The sequence below is a fragment of the Desulforamulus ruminis DSM 2154 genome (assembly GCF_000215085.1).
Lineage (GTDB): Bacteria > Bacillota > Desulfotomaculia > Desulfotomaculales > Desulfotomaculaceae > Desulfotomaculum > Desulfotomaculum ruminis.
This window is the reverse complement of the sequence record NC_015589.1, coordinates 3,078,438-3,101,458: the sequence shown is the minus strand read 5'-3', so window position 1 is coordinate 3,101,458 and position 23,021 is coordinate 3,078,438. Positions and strand designations below refer to the sequence as shown.

Annotated in this window: 21 protein-coding genes and 2 CRISPR repeat arrays (1 of these 23 only partly in view); of the genes, 15 read left to right on the top strand and 6 right to left on the bottom strand. The window is 44.9% G+C overall.

Translation table 11 applies throughout. The features are described 5' to 3' along the window. Positions 1-1,672: a CRISPR direct-repeat array (repeat unit 30 nt; unit sequence GTTTCAAATCCTTATAGGTAAGCTAGAAAC); it reaches 307 nt to the left of the window's first position. Positions 1,673-1,997: 325 nt separating this feature from the next. The 5 genes from DESRU_RS15320 to DESRU_RS15300 form a co-directional block, all read right to left on the bottom strand. Continuing rightward, entirely contained in the window at positions 1,998-3,380 is a 1,383-nt protein-coding gene (locus tag DESRU_RS15320) for a DUF5808 domain-containing protein (protein ID WP_013842992.1), read from the bottom strand. A 12-nt stretch (positions 3,381-3,392) separates the two neighbouring features. Further along, positions 3,393-3,749 carry a GntR family transcriptional regulator gene (locus tag DESRU_RS15315; RefSeq protein ID WP_238446314.1) on the bottom strand — a complete coding sequence of 119 codons (357 nt, stop codon included), beginning with the start codon at positions 3,747-3,749 and terminating at the stop codon, positions 3,393-3,395. 185 nt (positions 3,750-3,934) lie between these two features. After that, positions 3,935-5,104, bottom strand: a complete 1,170-nt coding sequence (locus tag DESRU_RS15310; RefSeq protein ID WP_013842990.1) for an MFS transporter — start codon at positions 5,102-5,104, stop codon at positions 3,935-3,937. A gap of 73 nt (positions 5,105-5,177) precedes the next feature. Continuing rightward, positions 5,178-5,462 (bottom strand): hypothetical protein, encoded by a 285-nt coding sequence (locus tag DESRU_RS15305; RefSeq protein ID WP_013842989.1) that lies wholly within the window; start codon positions 5,460-5,462, stop codon positions 5,178-5,180. Between the two features lie 185 nt (positions 5,463-5,647). Beyond that, positions 5,648-6,076, bottom strand: a complete 429-nt coding sequence (locus DESRU_RS15300) for a MarR family winged helix-turn-helix transcriptional regulator (RefSeq protein WP_013842988.1) — start codon at positions 6,074-6,076, stop codon at positions 5,648-5,650. Positions 6,077-6,509: 433 nt separating this feature from the next. Between DESRU_RS15300 and DESRU_RS15295 the strand changes: the two genes are divergently transcribed. The 12 genes from DESRU_RS15295 (at position 6,510) to DESRU_RS15245 (ending at position 17,512) form a co-directional block, all read left to right on the top strand. Then, the gene (locus DESRU_RS15295; protein ID WP_207635955.1) at positions 6,510-6,977 is read left to right on the top strand and encodes an FMN-dependent NADH-azoreductase; all 468 of its coding nucleotides are present in this window, start codon (positions 6,510-6,512) and stop codon (positions 6,975-6,977) included. Between the two features lie 379 nt (positions 6,978-7,356). Further along, complete coding sequence (locus DESRU_RS21355; protein WP_238446313.1) at positions 7,357-7,470, top strand: stalk domain-containing protein; 114 nt, start codon at positions 7,357-7,359, stop codon at positions 7,468-7,470. Between the two features lie 116 nt (positions 7,471-7,586). Further along, entirely contained in the window at positions 7,587-8,225 is a 639-nt protein-coding gene (locus DESRU_RS15290; protein ID WP_013842987.1) for a copper amine oxidase N-terminal domain-containing protein, read from the top strand. Between the two features lie 209 nt (positions 8,226-8,434). Next, positions 8,435-10,127: direct repeats of the CRISPR family, unit length 30 nt; unit sequence GTTTCAATCCCTTATAGGTAGGCTAAAAAC. A gap of 355 nt (positions 10,128-10,482) precedes the next feature. Continuing rightward, the gene (locus DESRU_RS15285; protein ID WP_013842986.1) at positions 10,483-11,730 is read left to right on the top strand and encodes a D-alanyl-D-alanine carboxypeptidase family protein; all 1,248 of its coding nucleotides are present in this window, start codon (positions 10,483-10,485) and stop codon (positions 11,728-11,730) included. A gap of 133 nt (positions 11,731-11,863) precedes the next feature. Then, a complete protein-coding gene (gene spoIIAA / locus DESRU_RS15280) occupies positions 11,864-12,202 on the top strand; it encodes an anti-sigma F factor antagonist (RefSeq protein WP_013842985.1) in 339 nt (112 codons plus the stop codon). 13 nt (positions 12,203-12,215) lie between these two features. Next, positions 12,216-12,662, top strand: coding sequence for an anti-sigma F factor (gene spoIIAB, locus DESRU_RS15275; protein WP_013842984.1), 447 nt, complete (start codon positions 12,216-12,218; stop codon positions 12,660-12,662). A gap of 16 nt (positions 12,663-12,678) precedes the next feature. Further along, positions 12,679-13,461, top strand: a complete 783-nt coding sequence (gene sigF, locus DESRU_RS15270) for an RNA polymerase sporulation sigma factor SigF (protein ID WP_013842983.1) — start codon at positions 12,679-12,681, stop codon at positions 13,459-13,461. A gap of 98 nt (positions 13,462-13,559) precedes the next feature. Continuing rightward, the gene (spoVAC, locus tag DESRU_RS15265; RefSeq protein WP_013842982.1) at positions 13,560-14,027 is read left to right on the top strand and encodes a stage V sporulation protein AC; all 468 of its coding nucleotides are present in this window, start codon (positions 13,560-13,562) and stop codon (positions 14,025-14,027) included. 15 nt (positions 14,028-14,042) lie between these two features. Beyond that, on the top strand, positions 14,043-15,056 hold the full coding sequence (gene spoVAD, locus DESRU_RS15260; RefSeq protein WP_013842981.1) for a stage V sporulation protein AD: 1,014 nt from the start codon (positions 14,043-14,045) through the stop codon (positions 15,054-15,056). A 13-nt stretch (positions 15,057-15,069) separates the two neighbouring features. Next, entirely contained in the window at positions 15,070-15,423 is a 354-nt protein-coding gene (spoVAE, locus tag DESRU_RS15255) for a stage V sporulation protein AE (RefSeq protein WP_013842980.1), read from the top strand. 9 nt (positions 15,424-15,432) lie between these two features. Next, the gene (gene spoVAEA / locus DESRU_RS15250) at positions 15,433-16,017 is read left to right on the top strand and encodes a stage V sporulation protein SpoVABEA (protein ID WP_013842979.1); all 585 of its coding nucleotides are present in this window, start codon (positions 15,433-15,435) and stop codon (positions 16,015-16,017) included. Next, entirely contained in the window at positions 15,989-17,512 is a 1,524-nt protein-coding gene (locus DESRU_RS15245) for a spore germination protein (protein ID WP_013842978.1), read from the top strand. The genes spoVAEA and DESRU_RS15245 overlap by 29 nt, the downstream gene beginning before the upstream one ends. A gap of 212 nt (positions 17,513-17,724) precedes the next feature. Here DESRU_RS15245 and mobA read toward each other — a convergent pair whose 3' ends face one another. Beyond that, complete coding sequence (gene mobA / locus DESRU_RS15240; protein ID WP_013842977.1) at positions 17,725-18,324, bottom strand: molybdenum cofactor guanylyltransferase; 600 nt, start codon at positions 18,322-18,324, stop codon at positions 17,725-17,727. Positions 18,325-18,786: 462 nt separating this feature from the next. Here mobA and tatA point away from each other — a divergent pair, with 462 nt between their 5' ends. The 3 genes from tatA to DESRU_RS15220 are packed head-to-tail and all read left to right on the top strand — an operon-like array spanning position 18,787 to position 22,985. Continuing rightward, the gene (gene tatA, locus DESRU_RS15235) at positions 18,787-19,011 is read left to right on the top strand and encodes a twin-arginine translocase TatA/TatE family subunit (protein WP_041275454.1); all 225 of its coding nucleotides are present in this window, start codon (positions 18,787-18,789) and stop codon (positions 19,009-19,011) included. A 44-nt stretch (positions 19,012-19,055) separates the two neighbouring features. Further along, positions 19,056-22,175 carry a formate dehydrogenase-N subunit alpha gene (fdnG, locus tag DESRU_RS15225; RefSeq protein ID WP_081462028.1) on the top strand — a complete coding sequence of 1,040 codons (3,120 nt, stop codon included), beginning with the start codon at positions 19,056-19,058 and terminating at the stop codon, positions 22,173-22,175. Further along, positions 22,176-22,985 carry a 4Fe-4S dicluster domain-containing protein gene (locus DESRU_RS15220; RefSeq protein ID WP_013842974.1) on the top strand — a complete coding sequence of 270 codons (810 nt, stop codon included), beginning with the start codon at positions 22,176-22,178 and terminating at the stop codon, positions 22,983-22,985. It abuts the gene before it with no gap. Positions 22,986-23,021: the final 36 nt, after the last annotated feature.

Genomic DNA, 23,021 nt, shown 5'->3' with positions numbered 1-23,021 from the left:
GCTGAAGAAGTTCAACTTGATCTATACGTTTCAAATCCTTATAGGTAAGCTAGAAACCAGTCGCAAGCCGAAGATTCATCGTCTGTATCGGGGTGTTTCAAATCCTTATAGGTAAGCTAGAAACCACATTCCGGATGCAGCGGCCTACGTCAGTGTCCCGGGTTTCAAATCCTTATAGGTAAGCTAGAAACCTATCTGTATTAGTGTTGTCACTATGCCATTTATGTTTCAAATCCTTATAGGTAAGCTAGAAACATTCAGAAAGCTGCCGGGGATCGGGGCAAGAGTGCAAGGTTTCAAATCCTTATAGGTAAGCTAGAAACTTCTGTATGGGGAATAGGTTTTCAAATTGTGCCGGGGGTTTCAAATCCTTATAGGTAAGCTAGAAACTACACCAGTAGGTGATGATAAAAGCGCTTTAAAATAGTTTCAAATCCTTATAGGTAAGCTAGAAACTCATATCTACAACAAAGGAGTGTGTAGCATGAACTCAGTGTTTCAAATCCTTATAGGTAAGCTAGAAACGAAAAAGAAAAATAGAAAGAGGGATAAAATGATGTAGTTTCAAATCCTTATAGGTAAGCTAGAAACATAGACTGACATAGCAACCGAACAATTGAACGGCGGCTCTATAGTTTCAAATCCTTATAGGTAAGCTAGAAACGCAGGCCAGGGGTTCCCTTTGGGGATAGATGTGGGAGAGGTTTCAAATCCTTATAGGTAAGCTAGAAACTGAATACCTCCAAGTTTCTCCTTTAAAATTCTATTTTCAGTTTCAAATCCTTATAGGTAAGCTAGAAACTGGAACATACAAATGTAATTCATGAACCCCAATGAAATGTTTCAAATCCTTATAGGTAAGCTAGAAACTTGGAAGGTTGTGGGGTCGCATAACTCAATACCGAGTTTCAAATCCTTATAGGTAAGCTAGAAACTATTGGCGATGAAGTTGGATTATCAAGCCAGACAGTTGTTTCAAATCCTTATAGGTAAGCTAGAAACGGTATCTACTATATTTATACCCCCTATACCTTGGGGGTTTCAAATCCTTATAGGTAAGCTAGAAACTAGCCGCCGCCCCACCCACTTCAGAGTCAATCGACAGAGTTTCAAATCCTTATAGGTAAGCTAGAAACCTATCCCGCTCAAAGAGGAGTTACGCCAAAAAGAGTTTCAAATCCTTATAGGTAAGCTAGAAACGGTAATGAACCTTATGAAAGAATTCAGTATCTTTTGTTTCAAATCCTTATAGGTAAGCTAGAAACGTATTGACATATCATGATATATCATGATATATTTATATGTTTCAAATCCTTATAGGTAAGCTAGAAACTGGCACCGGGGGTCAGGACCAGCGGCGCCGGAGTAACAGTTTCAAATCCTTATAGGTAAGCTAGAAACGCGATAGCCGCCCTTACTCTCGCTTTTATAAAAAAGTTTCAAATCCTTATAGGTAAGCTAGAAACCAAGGCCTTTATGGATGTTTAAATGATGGCATCCTCCCTAGTTTCAAATCCTTATAGGTAAGCTAGAAACTGACTGTTTTCGCCCCGGAAATTACATCTGACGATTACGGTTTCAAATCCTTATAGGTAAGCTAGAAACCATTCAAGGTGAAATTATTGCTTTAGATGAAGAAACAGTTTCAAATCCTTATAGGTAAGCTAGAAACCCGTCGCAGCCCGCTAAATATAAGACATGTTAAAAATAGATTCATGTCCGCTTTTGCTTCCTGATTTTTCAAAACCCTTTCATTCCAAGGGTTTTATGTTTTTAAATTGTCGTCGATCCCCGGGGGTTTTTGCACTACCTGCGATCGACGACAATTTAAACCAACGAAAATTTGCAAATGTAAAGGGGAAATAAAAGTGATCAATCCCTTATTCAGTAGATATTTGTAAATTCCTTCTTCTTAATATTTAAAAATCCTCTATCCAAAATTAATTTTTATCAGGACGGAGGGCTGACCCCTTATTGCTAATTTTCAATAGTAAGGCTCATTCCTCTAGCCATTGCTTGATGGTTTGATATAGCTGCTCCGTTTTATCCTGGGATTTATCATTAACAATCACATAACCCGGATCATCGCCCTCCAACTTCAGAACAATGTATTTATCAACATCATTATAAATATAGAGCATACATTTCCCGAAACCTTCAATTGAAAAATGTCCGAAGCTTTTATTTACGCCTCCATATCCATTTGTGCGAGTACCTTTTGGAATTTTATCAGTGATTGACACAGAGATAACCTGATTCTTCTCCAGGCTGATGTCATACATGGCAGCGTCAATCATGATCTTGGAATTATTTTCAGTTATGGTATAATCCTTAAAACCTCCATATGCAACGATGCCAATGATGCCAAGGAAGAAAACCAGAACTCCCGCACCAATGGCTTTGCCGGCGGGTCTTCCAATATTGATGGTCCAACCCATGTTGGCAATCCGTTTAGGGACGATTATTCTGGGATCATTGGGATTATAGTAAAATCCCCATTTCCAAGTACTTTCCTGTTCATAAATACCGCTATCATCTTTCAATACTTCACCGAAAAAGTAATGTTGCGCTGCACGAATTTTTCTCTGCTGCCAATTAGCAATTGCAAGCAGGAAGGAAACCAATATAACCACCGATAAAGCTGTAAACATATCATTTTTTATATAGATTATAGAAATATTAAACAGAATCCAGAATACCAGCATGGCCAAAGAGGAAAGCGTCGCCGACATGGTGTTGATACGCTCCTCCGTCCTAGCACATGCTTTGTTGATCTCCGTGTTATCGCTCAGTACCGATGCTTGACGGTTTTTCATTTGATAATAGAAATAAATTGTACTTAATTGGCACAATGGACCAATAAGACTGAATCCTATTGGATAGGATTCTTGCATTTGCGGATGGAAGATAAGAAAAGCTGTAGGAATAAAACTTATCAAAAGGAATAGCCAAATCCATATAGAGGTAACGGCTGATTTACCCTTTTCTTTTGAAACGTTCAGATCAACCCTTATGATTCGTGATTGGGGATAGACCCATTGATTTTTCCTTTTTATTGATTGTAATCTCTGCTGAAAACGGTGGATAATAAACCAATTTGCAAAGAGGTTGGCCATAACGAGAAATAACATATAGAATTCCGCATAGGGACGAATCGTCTGAATCAGCATAAAAAGGCTAAGGCCTACAGACAGCAGCAAAACCGTATAACAAGCCCTTTTGAAGTCCTGAATCGTTGCCTGTACTTGCGGTGACTTTGCATGCTCCTGCGACAGCACCACGCCTAATATTTGACGATCATGATGATCTTTATAAAATAATGCGACAAATGCCATGGTTCCAAAACTCAGCCATGCAATAATGAGCAGTGATAGAAGCATAGAAATTCCTCCTTATTCGTAAACCCTGTCAATGATATCCGATATGTGCTTTTGAATATCCTGTTTTGAAGCGCCTTTCATGCGTGCTTCCGAGATTAAAAGTTCCACCTGCTGATCAAAATTGGCATCAAATGCGTTTCCGTTCATTCCACGGTTGCTGATTTGCGCGCCATGTCTTCGGTCAATTACAATAATTCCTTCTTCTCTTAAAAGAGCATATGCCTTATTTACAGTCATCGGGTTAACTCCGATATCGGCGGCCAATTGACGGACGGTAGGCAGCAAATCGCCCGCCTTCATATGACCTTTAGCAACGCCAAACACAATTTCATTGCGGATTTGCTGATAAATTGGGATGTCGCTTGTCATGTCTATCCTTAGTATCATCTGCCGCCCCTTCTTTCGACCTTTGTATTATTTATTATAATACAAAGAATACTTAGTGTCTATAGGACGGCGTGGACAATGGAACGGTCCTTTTTGATCATAAAGAAACCATACTTAACATAAAAATCCGTCAAGTATGGTTTCATTTCAGTTATTTGATGTGTTGTCTAGCCAAGTTGGTTACTTGGCTTTTTAGCATCCTTTGTAAAGAAAACAACCATAGGAATGATTAAGATAAAACCACAGATCAGGTACAGATAGGACAGCCCAAATTGATTAGAGACTAACCCCAGCAAGATAGAGCCAATGCCAATGCCTAAATCAAGGGCAGTAAAGATGGTGCCGTTAGCGGCTCCTCTGCGATATGGCTCCACGCGATTTATGGCCATAGCCTGAAGCGTAGGCTGAATAATACCAAAGCCTATGCCCATTATGATAGCCGATAAGATAAACATAAAGGATCCGGTTGCTATTGAAAGCACTATAAAAGAAGCTGCCAAAGATATGAAACCAATGAGCATTATTTGATTAGGGCCATGTTTATCAAAGATTTTTCCGGCATAGGGTCTGACAAATAAAAGGGCTACTCCGTAGACCATAAAAAAGATTCCTGCATTAGCAATGTTCAGTTCTTTGGCATAGAGGGTAATAAAGGAAACAATGGCCCCATAGGTCAAATTAACAAAAAACAATACCATAGATAAAGAATAGACCCTAGGTTCTAAAAAGCTGTTGAGGCTAATCTTCGTGTTCTTTTTATCTGTTTTTACCTCAGAACCCTTTATACCGAGGAGACACGCAAGACTAAGAGCTGCAATGATGGAACCTGCTGTAAATAACGTATTAAACCCATAAAGACCAAGGATATAAATACTTAATACAGGCCCCACCGCCATAGCCAGAGTACCGGCTAATCCGTAATAACCCATTCCTTCACCTCTTCTAGCAGCGGGCACAATGTCACTGGCTATAGTTCCTGCCCCAGTTGAAGTAAAGCCCCAGGAAAATCCGTGAATCGCTCTTAAAAGGAATAGTATCAACAAACTTGTTGCCAAATTATAGGCTATTGTTACTAGCACAAAGGCTACTAAAGCGAAAACAACAACGCTTTTTCTGCCCATTGTGTCAAGCAGGTAACCGGAGATTGGGCGGACTAAAACAGCCGTTATGGTGAGAACTCCAACAATATACCCAACATTACTTTCATTCCCCTTTAAAACATCGGTAACATACATTGGTAAGGTAGTTATTAAGAAATAAAAACTGGTAAACATAAATAAACTGGTAAGACATATCAAGACGAAATCTTTGGTCCATAAAGCTTGTCTTTGGCTCATGATGATATCTCCTTCTAGAATTTTTAGTTTAACTGTTGGTGTGTTTAAGAGTAAGAAACAATCTTGAACCAAATTATAATTGTTTTTGTTTGATCGTATGACTAAAGGGTATTATTAGACATTTAAAGTGATTTGGGAACTTTGACTCACCGGACCAATAATAGGTTGAAACATGCTGTCCTAATTCAACAACCTGCGAGTTTCTGATAACATAGGCTTGTTTTTTATTAATTGGATAATACCTGTACCCATCTACAAATTTCTTAAGCTGGTAGCCGCTTCTTTGAAGGCATTCAGGGTCAAAATACGCAGCCATATGGGCATCATAGGAATTTTTAAACACTAAATCATTTCTCATAATAACTCCCCCTTATCGCTAATAAGGCCTCTGGGAGGCAAATATAGAAATGCTACAGACTAGCAAAGAATTATTGCTACTTTTTTCAGCATTTTTTTGACCTCAAAGGGAGAAAATAAGGCTTAAGTTATTTTGATCAAATTTAACAATATAATTGTCCGGACAAGAAATTGGTCAAAAAACAACTAGCTTTCTAGGTTTTTAAATACTTTATTAAGTACAGCCCTGGTCACTTCAAGTTCTTCCTTATCAATTCCTTTTATCGCTTTATTAAGAGCTTCAAATGCTAAGGGAAACAGCTTATCCTTTATTGCCCGACCCTCACTTGTAAGAGAGATTAAATAAGCTCTATTATCTTCTGGGTTCACTTGTCTTGTAATGTAGCCTTTTTTTTCGAGCCTGGAGAGAATTCTCACGGTTGTTGGCTGATCCTTTGATGTTAGCTCGGCTAATTCTTTAGGGGATAAACCTTCTTTCTCCCACAAACGATTTAAAATCGCCCATTGTTCGGGAGTTACATTATATTCTTTAAAATGGTGTAATAAGGTATGCTTCATTCGTGTGTTTGATCGGTTTAAAATAAAACCCAGGCTGTTATCAAGTTTAAATTCCATACGCTTCTACCTCTAAAAAATTTATTGTCTAGACAATTATATAGTTTTTTTAAGTAAATGATCAATCCTAATAATTGTATTCCTTGTATTTTTTCTATTTATAATCTGATTAATGCTTTTTATCTCTTCTCTTTTCGTAGTTTTTAGAATATTTAAAACTTTTTACTATAAAGCCTAATTTTCCTTACGGATGAGGGTAAAGAATAAAGAAATAATACTGAACCGAATGCTTGTTAAAGGATGTACCTATTTAAAAAAGGTCCCATGGGAAGTGTTATTCGGGTACACTAATTACTATTTTTTAGTTCACTTACGGAAACACTATTCAGTAATGCGGTCGGTGATGGGATAAGTGGTTGAATCAGTGGATTTATGAGCGGGTTCAGAGGACTATATATATTCAAACAATAAAACATCCAAAGGAGAATTAGATATGTCAAAAATATTGTATTTAACAGCAAACCCCAAAACAGTTGAACGATCAGTTAGTTTAGGCGTTGGTGAGGCTTTTCTTAAAGCATACCGGACAGCAAACCCGGAAGATGAAATTACGGTTATTGATCTATATAATACGGATATTCCTGAGATAGATTCCGACCTTTTATATGTGATAGAGAACCTTAAAAAAGGGATTTCCTTGGATGAACTGAACGGACAAACCAAGAATAAACTTCAACGTTACGATCAATTTACTGACCAGTTTGTGCAGGCTGACAAGTACATCTTTGTTACACCTATGTGGAACCTGGGGTTACCGTCCAGGGTTAAAGAATACATCGACACCGTATGTGTAGCCGGTAAAACGTTTAAATATACCCCCAAAGGACCTCAAGGGTTGCTTACGAACAAGAAATGTTTACACATCCAGCGTCTGGCGGATTTCATTCAAATGATCCAATGAATCATGCCGACTCTTATCTAAAAGATATAATGAAATTCATGGGTGTTGAGAATTATCGAAGCCTTGTAATTGAAGGACACGGTGCAATACCTGACCGTACAGAAACAATTATTAAGGAAGCCTATACTCAAATTCCGGCTTTCGTTGAGTGGTTTGTCTAGAGCGCCTGGATAAGATTCAATGCATAAGACTCGGGGAACTGATATGCCCGCCTGCCTTGTGGAAATGGCGTTTATCAGCAATCCTGAGCATCACTGAGGTCTGCTGCCTTTCAGGAAACAGTAGCCACGGCCATTGCCTAGTGAATCGCCGATTATCTGGGCGTGGAAATGCTTGAACCGGTTGAACCCGGAACCGTAAAGATTATTATGGTAGTCAGGTGTTAACGCGCCTTCTGATTGACCGGTCCTACGCCTCAGTCCGATCTCTGGCAGAAGTTTTGGGCCGGACGGTGGAGTGGGATGAGGGGAGTAAAACTGTAACGCTGGAGTAGAAAGAAAGTTACAAATTTTAATTGCCATTTTTCTGATATTTAAGTATTATATACCAATATATAATAGTGGAATGGAGGTGAATTTTGGTAGATTAATGAAAGGTGGAATTTGTTTTATGAATAGAGTAATTATAATTCTTACTAGTATTTTCATTATGAGCTTTTGTGCAAGTGCAAACGCAGCCCCGGAAATCAAAATTAATATAAATGGTCGTTATGTTAATTTTGCAACAGATGCAGGCAAGCCTTACCTTGATGAGAATAATAGAACACAGGTTCCTTTGAAGGCTACTATGGAAGAAGCTGGTGCTATTGTTAAGTGGGATGGCGAAAATCAAGTTGCTATAGTTGAAAAAAATAACACTGTGATAAAAGTACCGATTGGTAAGAGTTACATTTTTGTGGATGATAAGCAAGTTGCTAATGATACCCAAGCGGTTGTAAAAAATGGCAGGACATATTTACCAATTAGTGTCGTCTTAAAAAATTTAGCATTTACAGTAAAATGGGATGATGCCACTCAAACTGTTTATGCTGTTCATTATGGTGATCTAGTTAAGGAAGACGAACAATTGGTTGATGAGATGTGGGAGAATGCAGAAACCGCACAAGATGTTATTAATTCGATCGACGCCACTATAGATCACGAACGGTTTCAAGATCAGATAACCGAGCTAACTGAGCGGCAAGTTCTCAATAATTTGTTTAATGAACCGATTAAAATTAATATTCCTAAAGAGGACGACCCAAATTGATCTAAGTTGTCCTGTTATTTCATTCAACTTTCATCCGCTCCTTTTTATTGATAATGGTAAAATTGTAAAATCCCCGGCACTCATTAGAGTTGCCGGGGATTATTACTTTGCGGCGGTCCCCAATTTGTCCCCAAAAACAAATTAGAGCAAAGTTTTTACAGAGCTAGGCTTTTGATTTTACTGGGATACAGCAGTTTCCATTATGGTATGTTCTTACTCCTTATAGGTAGGCTAAAAACGTTTTTTAAGAAGCGACCATCAAGGGTTGAAACCAGTTTCAATCCCTTATAGGTAGGCTAAAAACATTTACGGACAGCCATACTTTTTGCAGTTGCCATATCTGTTTCAATCCCTTATAGGTAGGCTAAAAACTTCGGAAACAGAGGAAAACAAGCAATTCTTGCCAAGTTTCAATCCCTTATAGGTAGGCTAAAAACAGTACCCCGGCATTGTAGTGAATGTCGAGGTAGAAGTGTTTCAATCCCTTATAGGTAGGCTAAAAACTTCCGAGGGAGGGATGGATGATGCCGAGAAGAAAGTTTCAATCCCTTATAGGTAGGCTAAAAACTTTCCTCATCCATCTTTAATATGGGGATAGACTTCTGTTTCAATCCCTTATAGGTAGGCTAAAAACATGACCAAGGCGGTCAGTCTATAAACGTTGATTACGGTAGTTTCAATCCCTTATAGGTAGGCTAAAAACAGGGAGGGTGGAAATGAAAGATCAAGCCAATCTGATGTTTCAATCCCTTATAGGTAGGCTAAAAACAATAAGAGTATTGTTGAGGTATTAAGAGAGCTTTCAAGTTTCAATCCCTTATAGGTAGGCTAAAAACGTTGCATGTGGTGCAACCAAGCTAATTATACCAACGGAGTTTCAATCCCTTATAGGTAGGCTAAAAACCATAAGTTTTCCGGCATAATCATCCCAATCATGTAGTTTCAATCCCTTATAGGTAGGCTAAAAACTGACCGATGGCAGTATGAGACGGACGCCGAAAAGATGTTTCAATCCCTTATAGGTAGGCTAAAAACAAATTATTGAGCAATGGCGTAAAGCAAAGAAACCACGTTTCAATCCCTTATAGGTAGGCTAAAAACGACGAGTATTACTTGGGGACTCGATATAAACATAACCATGTTTCAATCCCTTATAGGTAGGCTAAAAACTGAAATTGATGCCACAGACGATGAGGACGATCTAGGTTTCAATCCCTTATAGGTAGGCTAAAAACTCTGATTGACGTACCATATAGCTTCCCGCCTCGGAGTTTCAATCCCTTATAGGTAGGCTAAAAACCCACGATGCTCGTTTCCAGTACGTGGTTGGCGAAACAAGTTTCAATCCCTTATAGGTAGGCTAAAAACGGAAAGTTTGATGATGTGGTGGAGTTTGATTTGACTGGTTTCAATCCCTTATAGGTAGGCTAAAAACGTTTTGGGTGGTCTGACATAGTCGGATATGACATCTGGTTTCAATCCCTTATAGGTAGGCTAAAAACTCAATAGACCCTGTTTTTTCATCCAGTTTAAGCAAGTTTCAATCCCTTATAGGTAGGCTAAAAACGGAAATCGCAGCTCTCAATACCCTAACTGATGAACAGCGTTTCAATCCCTTATAGGTAGGCTAAAAACCCCGGCGGTAGATGCTACTCTATTCGATGGTTCCCGTCTGTTTCAATCCCTTATAGGTAGGCTAAAAACGGAGTTAGAAAAAGAAATGGAGCGATTGGAGAAGAGTTTCAATCCCTTATAGGTAGGCTAAAAACGCATTAAAAAAGGAAGACCTATGTTGTTTAGGAACGGAGTTTCAATCCCTTATAGGTAGGCTAAAAACTTTTCTGTCCGCTCCAGTCCATTGTGTTCTCCCTCGTTTCAATCCCTTATAGGTAGGCTAAAAACCCGTGGGAGGGGGCTAATTTAAAGACATGTTAAAATGGCGAACATGTCTATTGGGTTCCCTGATTTTGTAAAACCCTTTAACCATAAGGGCTCTACTTTTTCAAATTGTCGTCGATCCCCGGGGATTTTTGCACTACCTCCGATCGACGACAAAATTTTGGAGGAAAATAATGACTCCATTTTCAATGCTAAATAAAATTTTTCTGCATAATATTATAAAGTCCTTTATTATAAATCTATTTTTTTAGTGATTAATCTTGGTTACCAGAAAATCCCTTCGGTTATTCAGCATAGATCAGTCCTGAAAGCAAAAAATAAAAGGAGAGTTGAAAAGAGAACCAGAGGGGGAAACAAAATGAAACCGAGGATTAAATCCACTGTATTTATTTTACTTTGTTTATCACTGGCCTTTACAGTTTGCCTGCCGTCGGCCCTGGCCGCACCGGAAACTCAAAAGCCACCGGCCGGCCAGCAGGCTCCCGATCTTAATGGACCTAAACCGGCTCCGGAAGCTGCCGGGGAAGAGAAGAAAAGTTTTCCATTGGAGACCACCGCGGAAACAGCCGTATTAATGGACTATAGCTCCGGGCAGATTCTGCTGGATAAAGACATGCATTCGTCCCGTCCCATGGCCAGTGTAACCAAACTGATGACCATGCTTTTAATTTGTGAAGCAGAGGCCCAGGGGAAAATCAAAACCACCGATAAAATTGTCACCAGTGAACATGCCGCCAGTATGGGCGGGTCTCAAATTTTTCTGGAGCCCGGGGAAGAGCTTCCTATGAAGGAAATGCTGATTTCCATTGCCACCGGCTCCGCCAATGATGCCAGCGTAGCCATGTCTGAAGCCATCGCTGGGTCTGAAGAAGCCTTTGTAGAGTTGATGAATCAAAAAGCCCAGGAATTGGGCTTGAAGAACACCCATTTCTCTAACCCCACCGGACTGCCGGTGGAAAATCATTATACTTCGGCCTATGATATGGCCCAGGTACTGCGCCAGTGTTTGCGCTATCCCTTGTTCCGGGAAGTCTCCTCCATTTATGAGCATGACCTCCGGGGCGGCGATTTCAAATTGTGGAATACCAATAAACTGTTAAAATGGTATCCCGGTGCCGATGCCGGAAAGACCGGATGGACCAATGAGGCCAAATATTGTCTGGCCGCTTCGGCTAAAAAGGATGGACTGCGTTTAGTCTCGGTGGTGCTGGGTTGCCCCATGCCGAGAACTCATTTTCAGGAAACCATTAAATTGTTTAATTATGGATTTGCCAAATATAAGGCAGTGAATCTGGCGGAAGCCGGTCAGGTAATTGGAGAAATCGCCGTGGACAAAGGTGAAGTGGAAAAGCTGAAAATTGCTACTGCCGATCCTGTAGGCTTAGTGGTGCTCAAGGGGCAGGAGAAAACCGTTCAGGGAAAAGTTCAACTGCCGGATAAAATTGAGGCGCCGGTTAAAAAGGGTCAGGTGATCGGTCAATATTTGGTTATGAAAGACGGTCAGGAAGTTCTAAAAGTGAATTTGGTGGCCCAGAAAGAGGTTCAGAAAGCTTCGGCCTTTAGACTGTTTAATAAAGTGTTAGACCGGGTTTATGGTATGGATTAAAAATACGAAAGCACAGCAGCCGTCTTCCGGGCGGCTGCTTTTTCGACATTAATTCTGGAAAAATTTAGCAGGAAAAGAAAGGCTTTGGGTAGAACCCATTAGGAACACAAGACAAGGGGGAGGCTTACCGACCATGCAGTTGGATATGGAACACAGGCAGGATACGTTAGTGGTTCGCCTGGGGGGAGAATTGGATCTGGGCGTAGCGGACAAGCTGCGGCTGACCCTGGATAAAGAGCTGTTTCAGGGAAAAATCCGGCACCTGATTATAAACCTGTCCCGGGTTACCTTCATGGATAGTTCCGGTTTGGGAGTGATCCTGGGGCGCTACAAACGATTGACGCAACAGGGAGGCAAAGTCGTCCTGGTGGGAGCCCAGCCCCCCGTTAAAAGAGTTTTGGAGTTGTCCGGGCTGCTGCAAATTATGGAGGACTTTCCGGACGAAGCCAAGGCTCTTAGTAAGATTGTCTAAAGGAGTGATACAGGTGCAGGTGCTTAATCGTTTTTCCTTAGAATTCTACAGCATTCCGGAAAATGTGGCCTTTGCCCGGGTGGCGGTGGCTGCCTTTGCTTCGCAACTGGATTGTACCCTGCCTGAGTTGGAAGAAATTAAAGTAGCGGTTTCCGAGGCTGTTGGAAACGCCATTATCCACGGCTACAGGAACAAGCCGGATAAAATTGTTTATCTGACCGTTACCATTTATAAAGAGGGCCTGGAGATTCAGATCAAGGACTGCGGCAACGGCATTGCGGATATTAAACTGGCCATGCAGCCCGCCTTCTCTACCGATCCGGAGAGAATGGGCCTTGGCTTTGTTTTTATGCAGTCATTTAGTGATCGTATCAATGTTGAATCCCAAAAAGGAGTGGGCACAACCATTACCATGTTTAAAAATATTGGTATTCGGGGTGCCAGAGCCAGGGCAAATTAGTAGAGGCGGGTTGCCAATGAGTTCCACAAGGCTTTTGGAAATGAATCTGCCCCGGTTTCCCCTGCTGAGCGACAAGGAAATGAGGAGTCTGCTTAAAAAGGCCCAGGCCGGAGATGCAGATGCCAGGGAAAGACTGGTAAACTGTAATTTAAAGCTGGTGTTTAACCTGGTACAGCGATTTAACAACCGGGGTTACGAGCTGGAAGATTTGTTCCAGATCGGCTGTATCGGGCTGATGAAAGCCATTGATAAGTTTGATTTGTCTTATGATGTAAAATTTTCAACCTACGCGGTGCCCATGATTATAGGAGAAATCAGACGTTTTCTCAGGGACGATAATCCCGTGAAGGTAAGCCGCTCCCTGAAGGAAACCGCTTATAAAATACAGCAGGCCCGGGATCGTTTAACCGCCAGGCTGGGCAGGGACCCTTCCATTAATGAGATCGCCAAGGAACTGGGCTTCTGCCGGGAAGAAGTGGTGAGCGCTCTGGAGGCCGCCCAGACCCCCACCTCCATTTATGAGACCCTGCACCAGGATGACGGGGACCCCATTTATATTCTGGATCAGTTAAGCAGTGAAGAAGACGGCGATTCTCCCTGGCTGGAAAAACTGGCCGTAAAGCAGTTGCTGGTTGAACTTCCCGAGAGGGACCGGCAGATTATTTTATGGAGGTTTTTTGAAGATAAAACCCAGTCCGAAGTAGCCCTTCGCCTGGGACTTTCCCAGGTTCAAGTATCCCGGCTGGAACGGCAGGCCCTGCGAAAATTAAAAGAATTGCTAACCCCAACGGGGAGTTAAAATCCGGCTTAGGCCGGATTTTTATATTGGGTTTAAAGAATAAAAGACTTCTGGGCACAAATAATAACTTTAGGATTCCAGGCGAAGGGAGGGATGACATGGATAAAATTCATTCCTTTGATCCATCGGAGATGAATCAAAAAGAATATCAAAAACTGGTTCAGGAGGTTAATCCCAAACCCACGCTGCTTAAAAATGTAGTTCTGGCCTTTTTATTTGGGGGCGCCATCTGTGCCGGCGGACAGCTTTTAACGGATTTTTTTACAGGCCGGGGACTGGGGCTGCAGGATGCGGGTTTGGCCACTTCAGCGGTTCTGGTGTTTGTGGCTGCTTTTTTAACCGGCCTGGGCCTTTATGATGAAATTGCCAAATATGCCGGGGCAGGAACCATTGTTCCCATTACGGGTTTTGCCAATTCCATGGTTGCACCGGCCATGGAGTTTCGCAGCGAGGGCATGGTTTTTGGCGTTGGGGCCAGATTGTTTACCATTGCCGGACCGGTGCTGGTCTTTGGGATTGTCACAGCCTGGGTGGCGGGAATGATTTCATACATTATCTCATTATAAAGGAGGGAGAGCGGTATCGGGGCTGCAAAAAAAATTGGCAGACAAACCATTGCCTTTGCCAATCCGCCGGTGATTCTGTCTGCTGCTTCCATTGTAGGGCCCAAGGAAGGGGAAGGGCCCCTGAAGGATTATTTTGATCGGATTGCCGGCGACATGTACTACGGGGAAAAAACCTGGGAGAAGGCGGAACAAAAAATTTTGCAGGAGACCATGGAACTGGCCCTGTCCAAAGCCGGGTTAAAGCCGGCGGACATGGATTTTTTACTGGCCGGGGATCTCAGCAACCAGATTATTGCCGCCAATTTTACAGCCAGGAGCCTGGGCATCCCCTTTATGGGATTGTACGGGGCCTGCTCCACCATGTACGAGGGTTTGGCGCTGGGCAGCATGCTCATTGACGGGGGTTTTGCCCGGTACGTATTGTTAGGTGCCTGCAGCCATTATGCCACGGCGGAAAGACAGTACCGCTTTCCCACCGAGCAGGGGGTACAGCGACCCATGTCCGCCCAGTGGACGGTAACCGGGTCCGGCGCCGTGGTGCTGGGGAAAACCGGCCAGGGTCCCAGGGTAACCCACGCCATTATCGGCAGAGTGGTGGACTACGGAGAAGGAGATCCCAACAATATGGGAGCTGCCATGGCTCCGGCAGCGGCGGATACCATTGTCCGGCACCTGAAAGACATAGACCAACCGCCGGAAACTTACGAATTAATCATTACCGGTGATTTGGGCAAATATGGGCGGGAACTGGTCATCCGGTTGGCGGAGCAGCAGGGAATTGTACTTGGGACAAATTATCAGGACTGTGGCGTGCTGATTTTTGATGAAAGCCAGGATACCCATGCCGGGGGAAGCGGGTGCGCTTGTTCAGCTACGGTAACCTGCGGTTATTTATTAAAGGAAATGAAAGCAGGAAGATTAAAAAATTTCTTTGGTTTAGGAACCGGCGCTTTATTGTCCCCCTGCAGTTGCCAGCAGGGGGAAAGTATTCCGGGAATCGGTCATGGGGTGGTCGTGCAGGCAAATTAAGGAGGGGTGGAAAATGCTGATGAAAGCTTTTCTAGTGGGCGGAGCCATTTGTGTGATTGGGCAATTACTGATGGATCTGACCAGTTATAAGATCACTCCGGGCCATATCCTGGTCGGGTTTGTTACCACCGGCGCCATATTCAGCGCCCTGGGCTTCTACCAGCCCCTGGTGGATTTTGCCGGAGCAGGCGCCACCGTACCTTTAAGCGGCTTTGGCCATCTGCTGGCCCAAGGCGCCATTGAGGAAGTGCGGAAAGACGGATTTTTAGGAGCCTTTAAGGGTGCCCTGAGCGCTGCGGCGGGTGGAATTACCGCGGCGGTGGTCTTTGGCTATCTGGCCGCCCTGGTTTTTAGGCCTAAAGGATAGGGTGCCGGAATGGAAAAGCGCAATGTAATCCTGGTGACCGATGGAGACCTGATTGCCCGCCGGGCTCTGGAGGTAGCGGCCAGGAATGTGGGAGCAAGGTGCATCTCCATGTCCGCGGGAAATCCTACCTTCCTCACCGGCAGCCAGTTGGTGGAACTGATTAAATCCGCCGTGCATGATCCGGTGGTGGTGATGTTTGACGACAAGGGAGCGGAAGGCCAGGGACTGGGAGAAAAGGCCCTGCTGGAAGTGTACAACCATCCCGAGATCAATATTCTAGGGGTGCTGGCCGTGGCTTCCAACAGCTATACCCCGGACGGGGCCAGAGTGGATGTATCGGTAACCAGTGAGGGACAGGTGCTCAAGGGCTCGGTCAATAAATTCGGCAAGTTTATGCGGAAGAAAGAAATCCAGGGAGATACGGTGGAAATTCTCAATGATTTGGAGGTTCCGGTGGTGGTGGGAATCGGGGACATCGGAAAAATGAACGGCGCCGATGATTACCATTACGGGGCCAAGGTTACCACCCGGGCTTTATTAGAAATTATCAACAGGAGTGGTTTTAATGCCGGAAGTACTGGAGAAAGCCCCTAAAGTGTATTCCAGCCTGAATCGGAATATGGAATACCTCAACGACGTACTGGGGTACGGAAAGAGTTTTGATATTGTTTTAAGACAATTTAATGTGGCCGGCAAAGACATCGCCATGTATTTTGTCAACGGCTTTGTCAAGGACGAGGTCATGTCCCTGATACTACGGAATTTGGATGAATTAAGACGGGGAGAAGTCACTCCCAACAGCCTGAAAAAATTGTTTCATGAACATATCAATCATATTCAGGTGGAAGCGGTGGACAGCCTGGAGAAGGTCATTGACGGGGTGCTCAGCGGGCCTTTGGCCATGCTCATCGACGGTGAAGAGCAGGCCTTGGTCATTGACCTGCGCCAATATCCGGCCAGGGCTCCTCAGGAACCGGATCTGGAGAAGGTGGTGCGGGGTTCCCGGGATGGTTTTGTGGAAACCCTGGTCCAAAACTGCCTGCTCCTCCGCAGACGCCTCAGGGACCCCCGGCTGCGCAATGAGGTCATGCAGGTGGGTACCCGGTCCAAAACCGATGTGGTCATCTCCTACATTTCCGATATTGCCAACCCGGATTTAGTGCAGAAGGTAAAGGATAATTTACAAAAAGTAAAAATTGACGGTATTCCCATGGCGGAAAAAGCGGTGGAGGAACTGATCCAACCGGGCAAATACGGTAATTTGTTTCCCAAGGTGCGTTTCACCGAACGGCCCGATGTGGCGGCAGCCCACTTGCTGGAGGGGCGTATCCTGGTGATGGTGGACACTTCCCCCAGCATTATCATTACCCCCTGCACTCTCTGGGATCATTTCCAGGCAGCCGAGGAATACCGGCAGGGTCCTCCGGTGGGCATCTATGTCCGCTGGGTGCGTTATCTTGGCCTGGCCATCGCTTTGTTCTTATTGCCTCTATGGTTTCTGGCCGCCGTCCAGCCGGAATTACTGCCTCCGGCCTTACAGTTTATCGGACCCAATAAACCGGGTAAAATCCCGCTGATCGGCCAATTTGTCCTGGCGGAACTGGCCATTGACATGATCCGGCTGGCCACCATCCATACGCCTTCGGCCCTGGCCACGGCCACCGGCATTATTGCCGCCCTGCTGGTGGGCGATATGGCGGTGGCGGTGGGGTTGTTTAATTCCGAAGTGGTCATGTACACAGCCATTGCGGCGGTGGCGACCTTTTTAATTCCCAGCTATGAAATGAGTTGGGCCGTCCGCATTGTAAGGCTTTTCCTGCTTCTGATCACAGCGGCTTTCCGCCTGCCCGGTTTAATTGTGGGCGTGCTGTTGGTGCTGGTTTATCTCATGCGCACCCGTTCCCTGGGAGTTCCCTATCTGTGGCCCTTAATCCCCTTTAACGCCAAAGAAATGCTGGCGGTTTTGATCCGTACCCCGGTGTCTGTAAGAAATATCCGTCCGGCCATCTTTCACCCTTTGAACAAGGTCCGGCAGGCCGCGCCGGAACCTGCTCGAAAGCCGGACAGGAAAAAGACCGGCCGGGAATAAAACCAGTAGGGGCTGTTGCACATGAAAAGCGAGAAGCTTAGTGCAAACAGCCCCTTTTAAATCCAAAAAGAATAGCACACGGAGTTAACGGATGATACGGATTTACGTGGATTTTAATTTTTAATTACAATTTCCCCAGAGTTATTGTATAAAAGAAGTAAAAAATCCGTGTAAATCTGTTAAATCCGCGAAAATCGGCGTTCTATTGTTTTTTATCCCTGTTCTTTTAATAACAGGGCGGACCGATATTCCTCCGGAGTATTGACGTTAAAAAAGATTCTGTCCCAGTTATACTCCGGGTGTTGATTCATATCATAATACTTTACCTGGACCAAATCAAAAAAGGAAATGATTTTAGCACGCTCCGAATAAAGGGTTTGTTCGATGAAGGGAAGGCAGTCCTTGCGGTAAGCAGCGTGAAGAGGCTGCAAAAAACGGCCCTTTTGGGGGACAACCACCTGATATTGGCCCAGTTCTGCTAAAAGTTCACCGGCCAGGAGGGGGCTGAAAAAGGGCATGTCGCAGGCAATAAAAAAGGCCCCTTTACCGCTGATGTGTTCAAGGCCTGCATGGATTCCCGCCAGCGGTCCACGGTTGGCAAAGAGATCGCCATAGATGGGCAACCCAAACTGCCGATAGTAGTCCGGGTCATTACTGATAAGCAGAATTTCTTCAAAAAAGGGAGTCAATTGATCCACAATAATTTGTAAAAGGGATTTACCGTGCAGATTTAACATGGCTTTGTTGGTTTTCATGCGGCTGCTTTTGCCACCGGCCAGGATAACCGCTGAATACCGTTCTTTTTTATACATATTTGTCACGTCTTTCAACGGGATGTTTATTCAAATTATGTAGTGAAAATTTCATTCGTGAAAAAAGTCCATAATAATAAAAATATTAAGATAAGTTAAGCTTGAACTTAACAATGTTCATAATTTAAGGCAGATAACCATCCACCGGCCAACCTGTATTTTTAATTTGCCTGAAAAATATACTATCATTATACTTGGAGTATAAATTTTTGCAAAGGAGGGTAAAAAAGAATCTCTGGGGCATACCGATTTGTGAACAATTGGTACAAACTTTTATAATAAGAAGATTTTCCAAGAAATACAAGGTTTTTATTTAAATTTTCTGAAATTAAGAATATATAACAGTTGCCAAGCTAGCGGGTTCTTTGGCATAATGAAGACATGATTCATTTATAAATCACTTGGCAGCTCTGTGCTAACTTTCACCAAGCCAAGTGAAAATAAAATTTTTTAGAAAGGGGAGTGAATATCTTCTTCGAGGGACTATTTCAACCAACACATCTACTGTTAATCTTGATTGTGGTCTTAATCATTTTTGGGCCCGGGAAACTGCCGGAAGTGGGCAAAGCAATGGGTAAAACCATAAACGAGTTCAGACGGGCAACCTCGGGAACCTTTGAGCAGGAAGAGAAAAGAGAGAAAGCTGCTCAAGCTACCAAAGAAGAACCTACAGAGAAACCATCTTAACCCGGTTAGAAAGAAACCCGGTAAACCGAGGGGGTTAAAGTTACATGAGGAAAATGAACAGGCGCGATTTTTTAAAAAATATTAGCTTGGGGACTGCGGGCCTAACTTTGTTGGCCCAGCCTGCTTTGGCGGAAGAGTCCCACGAGAAATTCTCCGGAGAGAAATTACCCTCTAAAATCAGAAGGGTAAAAGAAACCTATACCGTTTGTGCCTTTTGCGGCTGTGGTTGCGGGATTATTCTATACTCCAACAGTGACAACAAGATTGTTTATTGTGAAGGAGACCCGGATCACCCCATTAATGAAGGCTCCATTTGCTCCAAAGGCAATGCTATTATTGACACCTACAATACCATTGAAAAGAAAGGCGACCGCGTTATCAACAGACTGCGGGTGACCAAGCCTCTCTACAGGGCCCCCGGTTCTACCGAATGGGTAGAAAAAGACTGGGATTGGGCCCTTTCGGAGGTTGCCAAGCGGGTGAAAAAAACCCGGGACGAGTCCTTTCAGGAAAGGGATGAAAAGGGTGTTGTGGTGAACCGGTCCACGGGCATCGCTACCTTTGGCAGCGCCTCCCTGGATAATGAAGAAAACTACCTGCTGCACAAAATGTTTCGATCCTGGGGGCTCCTGAATATTGAGCACCACGCCCGTCTCTGACACTCCTCCACGGTAGCCGGTCTGGCTGCTTCTTTTGGACGGGGTGTTATGACCAACCATTTCATTGATTTTAAAAATACCGATGTATTTTTAATGATTGGTTCCAACTCTGCGGAAAACCACCCGCAGGCCATGAAATGGATTATGAAGGCTAAGGACAAGGGGGCTAAGCTGATTGTTGCGGATCCCAGACTGACCAAATCGGCCGGTCTGAGCGATATCCACGCCCGCCTGCGTCCCGGTACCGACATTGCTTTTATTAACGGAATGATTAACTATATAATTGAAAAGGATCTGTATTTTAAGGATTATGTGCTGAATTATACCAATGCCAGCTATTTGGTGAACCCGGAATACAAGTTTGAAGAGGGTGTTTTTTCGGGCCTTGTGGAAACCAATGGCAAAAAGAGTTATAAATTAGATACCTGGATGTACCAGATGGAGGGAGGGGACCTGGCCAAGGACGGCCTGAAGAAAGAAAACATTAAAAAGGACCCCACCTTGCAGGATCCCAACTGCGTTTTTCAAATCCTGAAAAAGCATGTCAGCCGTTATGATATGAAGACCGTTTGCAAGATTACCGGTATGCCGGAAGAGACTTTCCAAAAGGCCTGCCAGTTGTTTGCTTCCACCGGGAAACCGGACAAAGCCGGCAATGTGATTTATGCCATGGGCATTACCCAGCATACCTATGGTTCCCAAAACTGCCGGGTTCTTTGCGTTCTGCAGTTGCTGCTGGGCAATATCGGAATTCCCGGGGGCGGTGTAAATGCCCAACGGGGTGAATCCAATGTTCAGGGTTCCACCGATTTTGCCATGTTGAACCACCTGCTGCCCGGCTATAACCCGATGATTTATGCCAGTAAACATACCAAGCTGCAGGATTATCTGGACAAAGATGTCCCCAAAACCAGCTTCTGGTCCAACCGGGGAAAATTTTTGATCAGCATGTTAAAGGCCTGGTATGGTAATAAAGCCACTAAAGAAAACGATTTTTGTTTCGATTGGGTGCCCAAGCACGACGGCAAGGAGCGTTCCCATATGGGTATTTTCTCGGAAATGTCCCAGGGAAATATCAAGGGCATGATCGCCTGGGGCCAGAATCCCGCAGTGGGCGGACCGTCCGCCTTCCAGGGCCGCAAAGCCATGGAAAAACTGGACTGGCTGGTTGCAGTGGACTTGTTTGAAACCGAGACCGCGGCTTTCTGGCACCGGCCGGAAGCGGATCCCGCCAAGATTCAAACCGAGGTATTCTTCTTCCCGGCAGCCATGTCCTATGAAAAAGAAGGCACGGTCATTAACAGCGGCCGTTGGCTGCAGTTCCGCTACAAGGCAGTGAACCCTCCGGGTGAAGCCAAGAGCGATCTCTGGATTGCCGACCGGTTGTTTAAAGCGGTGAAAAAAGAGTATCAAAGCGGCGGCAAGTTCCCGGAACCCATCCGGAACATGGTCTGGAACTATGACATACCTGGTGAGGACGAACCCAACATTGATCAAGTGGCGGTGGAAATTAACGGTTATGACGTTGCCACCGGCCAGGTATTGCCGGGCTTTGCCAAGCTGACCGCCGATGGTTCCACCGCTTGCGGCTGCTGGATACACAGCGGTTACTGGGCGGAAGATAAAGAGGCCAAAACCGTGGCTGCCAAGCGTCGCCTGTTGAAGGACAAAAGCGGGCTGGGGCTTTTCCCGCAATTCGCCTTTGCTTGGCCGGCTAACCGCCGTATTGTTTATAACCGTTGCTCCATGGATGCTGCGGGCAACCCCTGGAACCCCAAGAAGGCGCCCATTAAATGGGATGCTCTGCAGGGCCAGTGGATTACCGAGGATGTGCCGGACTTTAAAGCCTCAGACCCGGCTCCGGAACCCAATGGCAAGCCGATTCCGGTACCGCCGGATAAAACCGTTCCTTTCCTCATGCTGGAAGAGGAGCACGCCAGGCTTTTCGCCGTTAAGGGAGTGGTTGACGGGCCCCTGCCCGAACACTACGAGCCCATTGAAAGTCCGGTTAAGAATCTTGTTTCCAGACAGCAAAATATGCCTTTAACCGTCCGCTTTAAAGGGGACTTCAGCAAAATTGCGGAAACCGGCAGTAAAGAATTTCCCTATGTGGGCACTACCCACCGGGTCATTGAGCACTATCAGAGCGGTGCGGTTACCCGTAACTGCCCCTCCCTGGCGGAAATATCCGCCCACATGTTTGCCAATATCTCCCCCAAACTGGCCCAGCAAATCGGGGTTAAGACCGGGGATGATGTGGTCATCGAAACCGTCCGGGGCAAGATTACCTGTAAAGTTTCCGTCTCCGGCGTATGTGTGCCCTTAAATGTGGAAGGGAAAGAGGTTGAAGTAATTGGCATGCCTTGGTGCTTCGGTTATATGGGTATTGCCAAAGGCGCTACAGCCAACGACCTGACGCCCAGTGTGGGCGATCCCAACACCAGTATTCCGGAATATAAGGCCTTCCTCTGCAATATTAAGAAGGCCGGCAGGGAGGTGTCGTAAATGGCGAAGGGCGTACTCGTTGATATTACTCGATGCATGGGGTGTAAAGCCTGCCAGGTTGCCTGCAAGCAGTGGAACGACCTTCCTTCCAGCAACCCTGAATTTAAAGACGGCCTGACCAGCCCGCCGGATATGAACGGCTATACCTACACCACCGTGCGCATTGAAGTGGTGAAGGCTGAAAATGATTACACCATGAGATCCGCCAAGCGGCAGTGCATGCACTGCGAGCATCCCGCCTGCGCTTCGGCCTGCTTTGCCAAGGCCCTGCAGCGGGACCCCAAGACCGGCGCGGTGGTTTATTACCCTCACCTGTGTGTGGGCTGCCGCTACTGCATGCTGGCCTGCCCCTTTGACGTTCCCAAATACCAGTGGGATAAAACCTTCCCTCTGGTTTCCAAGTGCCAGTTTTGTTTCGATCCCAATGGCAAGTATGACCGTCTGGGATACGGCCTGGGGCCTGCCTGCGTGGAAACCTGCCCTACGGGAGCCATGAAATATGGCGAACGGGATGAACTGTTAAAAGAGGCCTGGGCCAGAATAAACAGCAACCCCAAGTATCTTAAAAAGGTCCTAGGCGAAAAAGAGGCCGGAGGTACAGCCTGGTTGTACATTTCCGACGTACCCTTTGAAACCTTTGGTTTCCGTCCCAACCTGGGAACCAGGCCGTTGCCCGAATACTCCCATAACTTTCTTAAATGGACACCCATTATTGCCGTTGGTTGGGGCACTTTGCTGACCGTGATGTACCACTACACCAAGCGGCGTGAACAGATTGCCAAGGAAAACGGCCAAGATGTTCACATGTAGTCAATGGGTAACGAAAGCCAACAAAAAAGGTTATTG

Excerpts from the sequence above, each read along its gene's own strand:
- DESRU_RS15320 (WP_013842992.1), bottom strand. The coding sequence starts at position 3,380 with ATGCTTCTATCACTGCTCATTATTGCATGGCTGAGTTTTGGAACCATG.
- DESRU_RS15315 (WP_238446314.1), bottom strand. The coding sequence starts at position 3,749 with ATGACAAGCGACATCCCAATTTATCAGCAAATCCGCAATGAAATTGTG.
- DESRU_RS15310 (WP_013842990.1), bottom strand. The coding sequence starts at position 5,104 with ATGAGCCAAAGACAAGCTTTATGGACCAAAGATTTCGTCTTGATATGT.
- DESRU_RS15305 (WP_013842989.1), bottom strand. The coding sequence starts at position 5,462 with ATGAGAAATGATTTAGTGTTTAAAAATTCCTATGATGCCCATATGGCT.
- DESRU_RS15300 (WP_013842988.1), bottom strand. The coding sequence starts at position 6,076 with ATGGAATTTAAACTTGATAACAGCCTGGGTTTTATTTTAAACCGATCA.
- DESRU_RS15295 (WP_207635955.1), top strand. The coding sequence starts at position 6,510 with ATGTCAAAAATATTGTATTTAACAGCAAACCCCAAAACAGTTGAACGA.
- DESRU_RS15290 (WP_013842987.1), top strand. The coding sequence starts at position 7,587 with ATGAATAGAGTAATTATAATTCTTACTAGTATTTTCATTATGAGCTTT.
- DESRU_RS15285 (WP_013842986.1), top strand. The coding sequence starts at position 10,483 with ATGAAACCGAGGATTAAATCCACTGTATTTATTTTACTTTGTTTATCA.
- spoIIAA (WP_013842985.1), top strand. The coding sequence starts at position 11,864 with ATGCAGTTGGATATGGAACACAGGCAGGATACGTTAGTGGTTCGCCTG.
- sigF (WP_013842983.1), top strand. The coding sequence starts at position 12,679 with ATGAGTTCCACAAGGCTTTTGGAAATGAATCTGCCCCGGTTTCCCCTG.
- spoVAC (WP_013842982.1), top strand. The coding sequence starts at position 13,560 with ATGGATAAAATTCATTCCTTTGATCCATCGGAGATGAATCAAAAAGAA.
- spoVAE (WP_013842980.1), top strand. The coding sequence starts at position 15,070 with ATGCTGATGAAAGCTTTTCTAGTGGGCGGAGCCATTTGTGTGATTGGG.
- spoVAEA (WP_013842979.1), top strand. The coding sequence starts at position 15,433 with ATGGAAAAGCGCAATGTAATCCTGGTGACCGATGGAGACCTGATTGCC.
- DESRU_RS15245 (WP_013842978.1), top strand. The coding sequence starts at position 15,989 with ATGCCGGAAGTACTGGAGAAAGCCCCTAAAGTGTATTCCAGCCTGAAT.
- mobA (WP_013842977.1), bottom strand. The coding sequence starts at position 18,324 with ATGTATAAAAAAGAACGGTATTCAGCGGTTATCCTGGCCGGTGGCAAA.
- DESRU_RS15220 (WP_013842974.1), top strand. The coding sequence starts at position 22,176 with ATGGCGAAGGGCGTACTCGTTGATATTACTCGATGCATGGGGTGTAAA.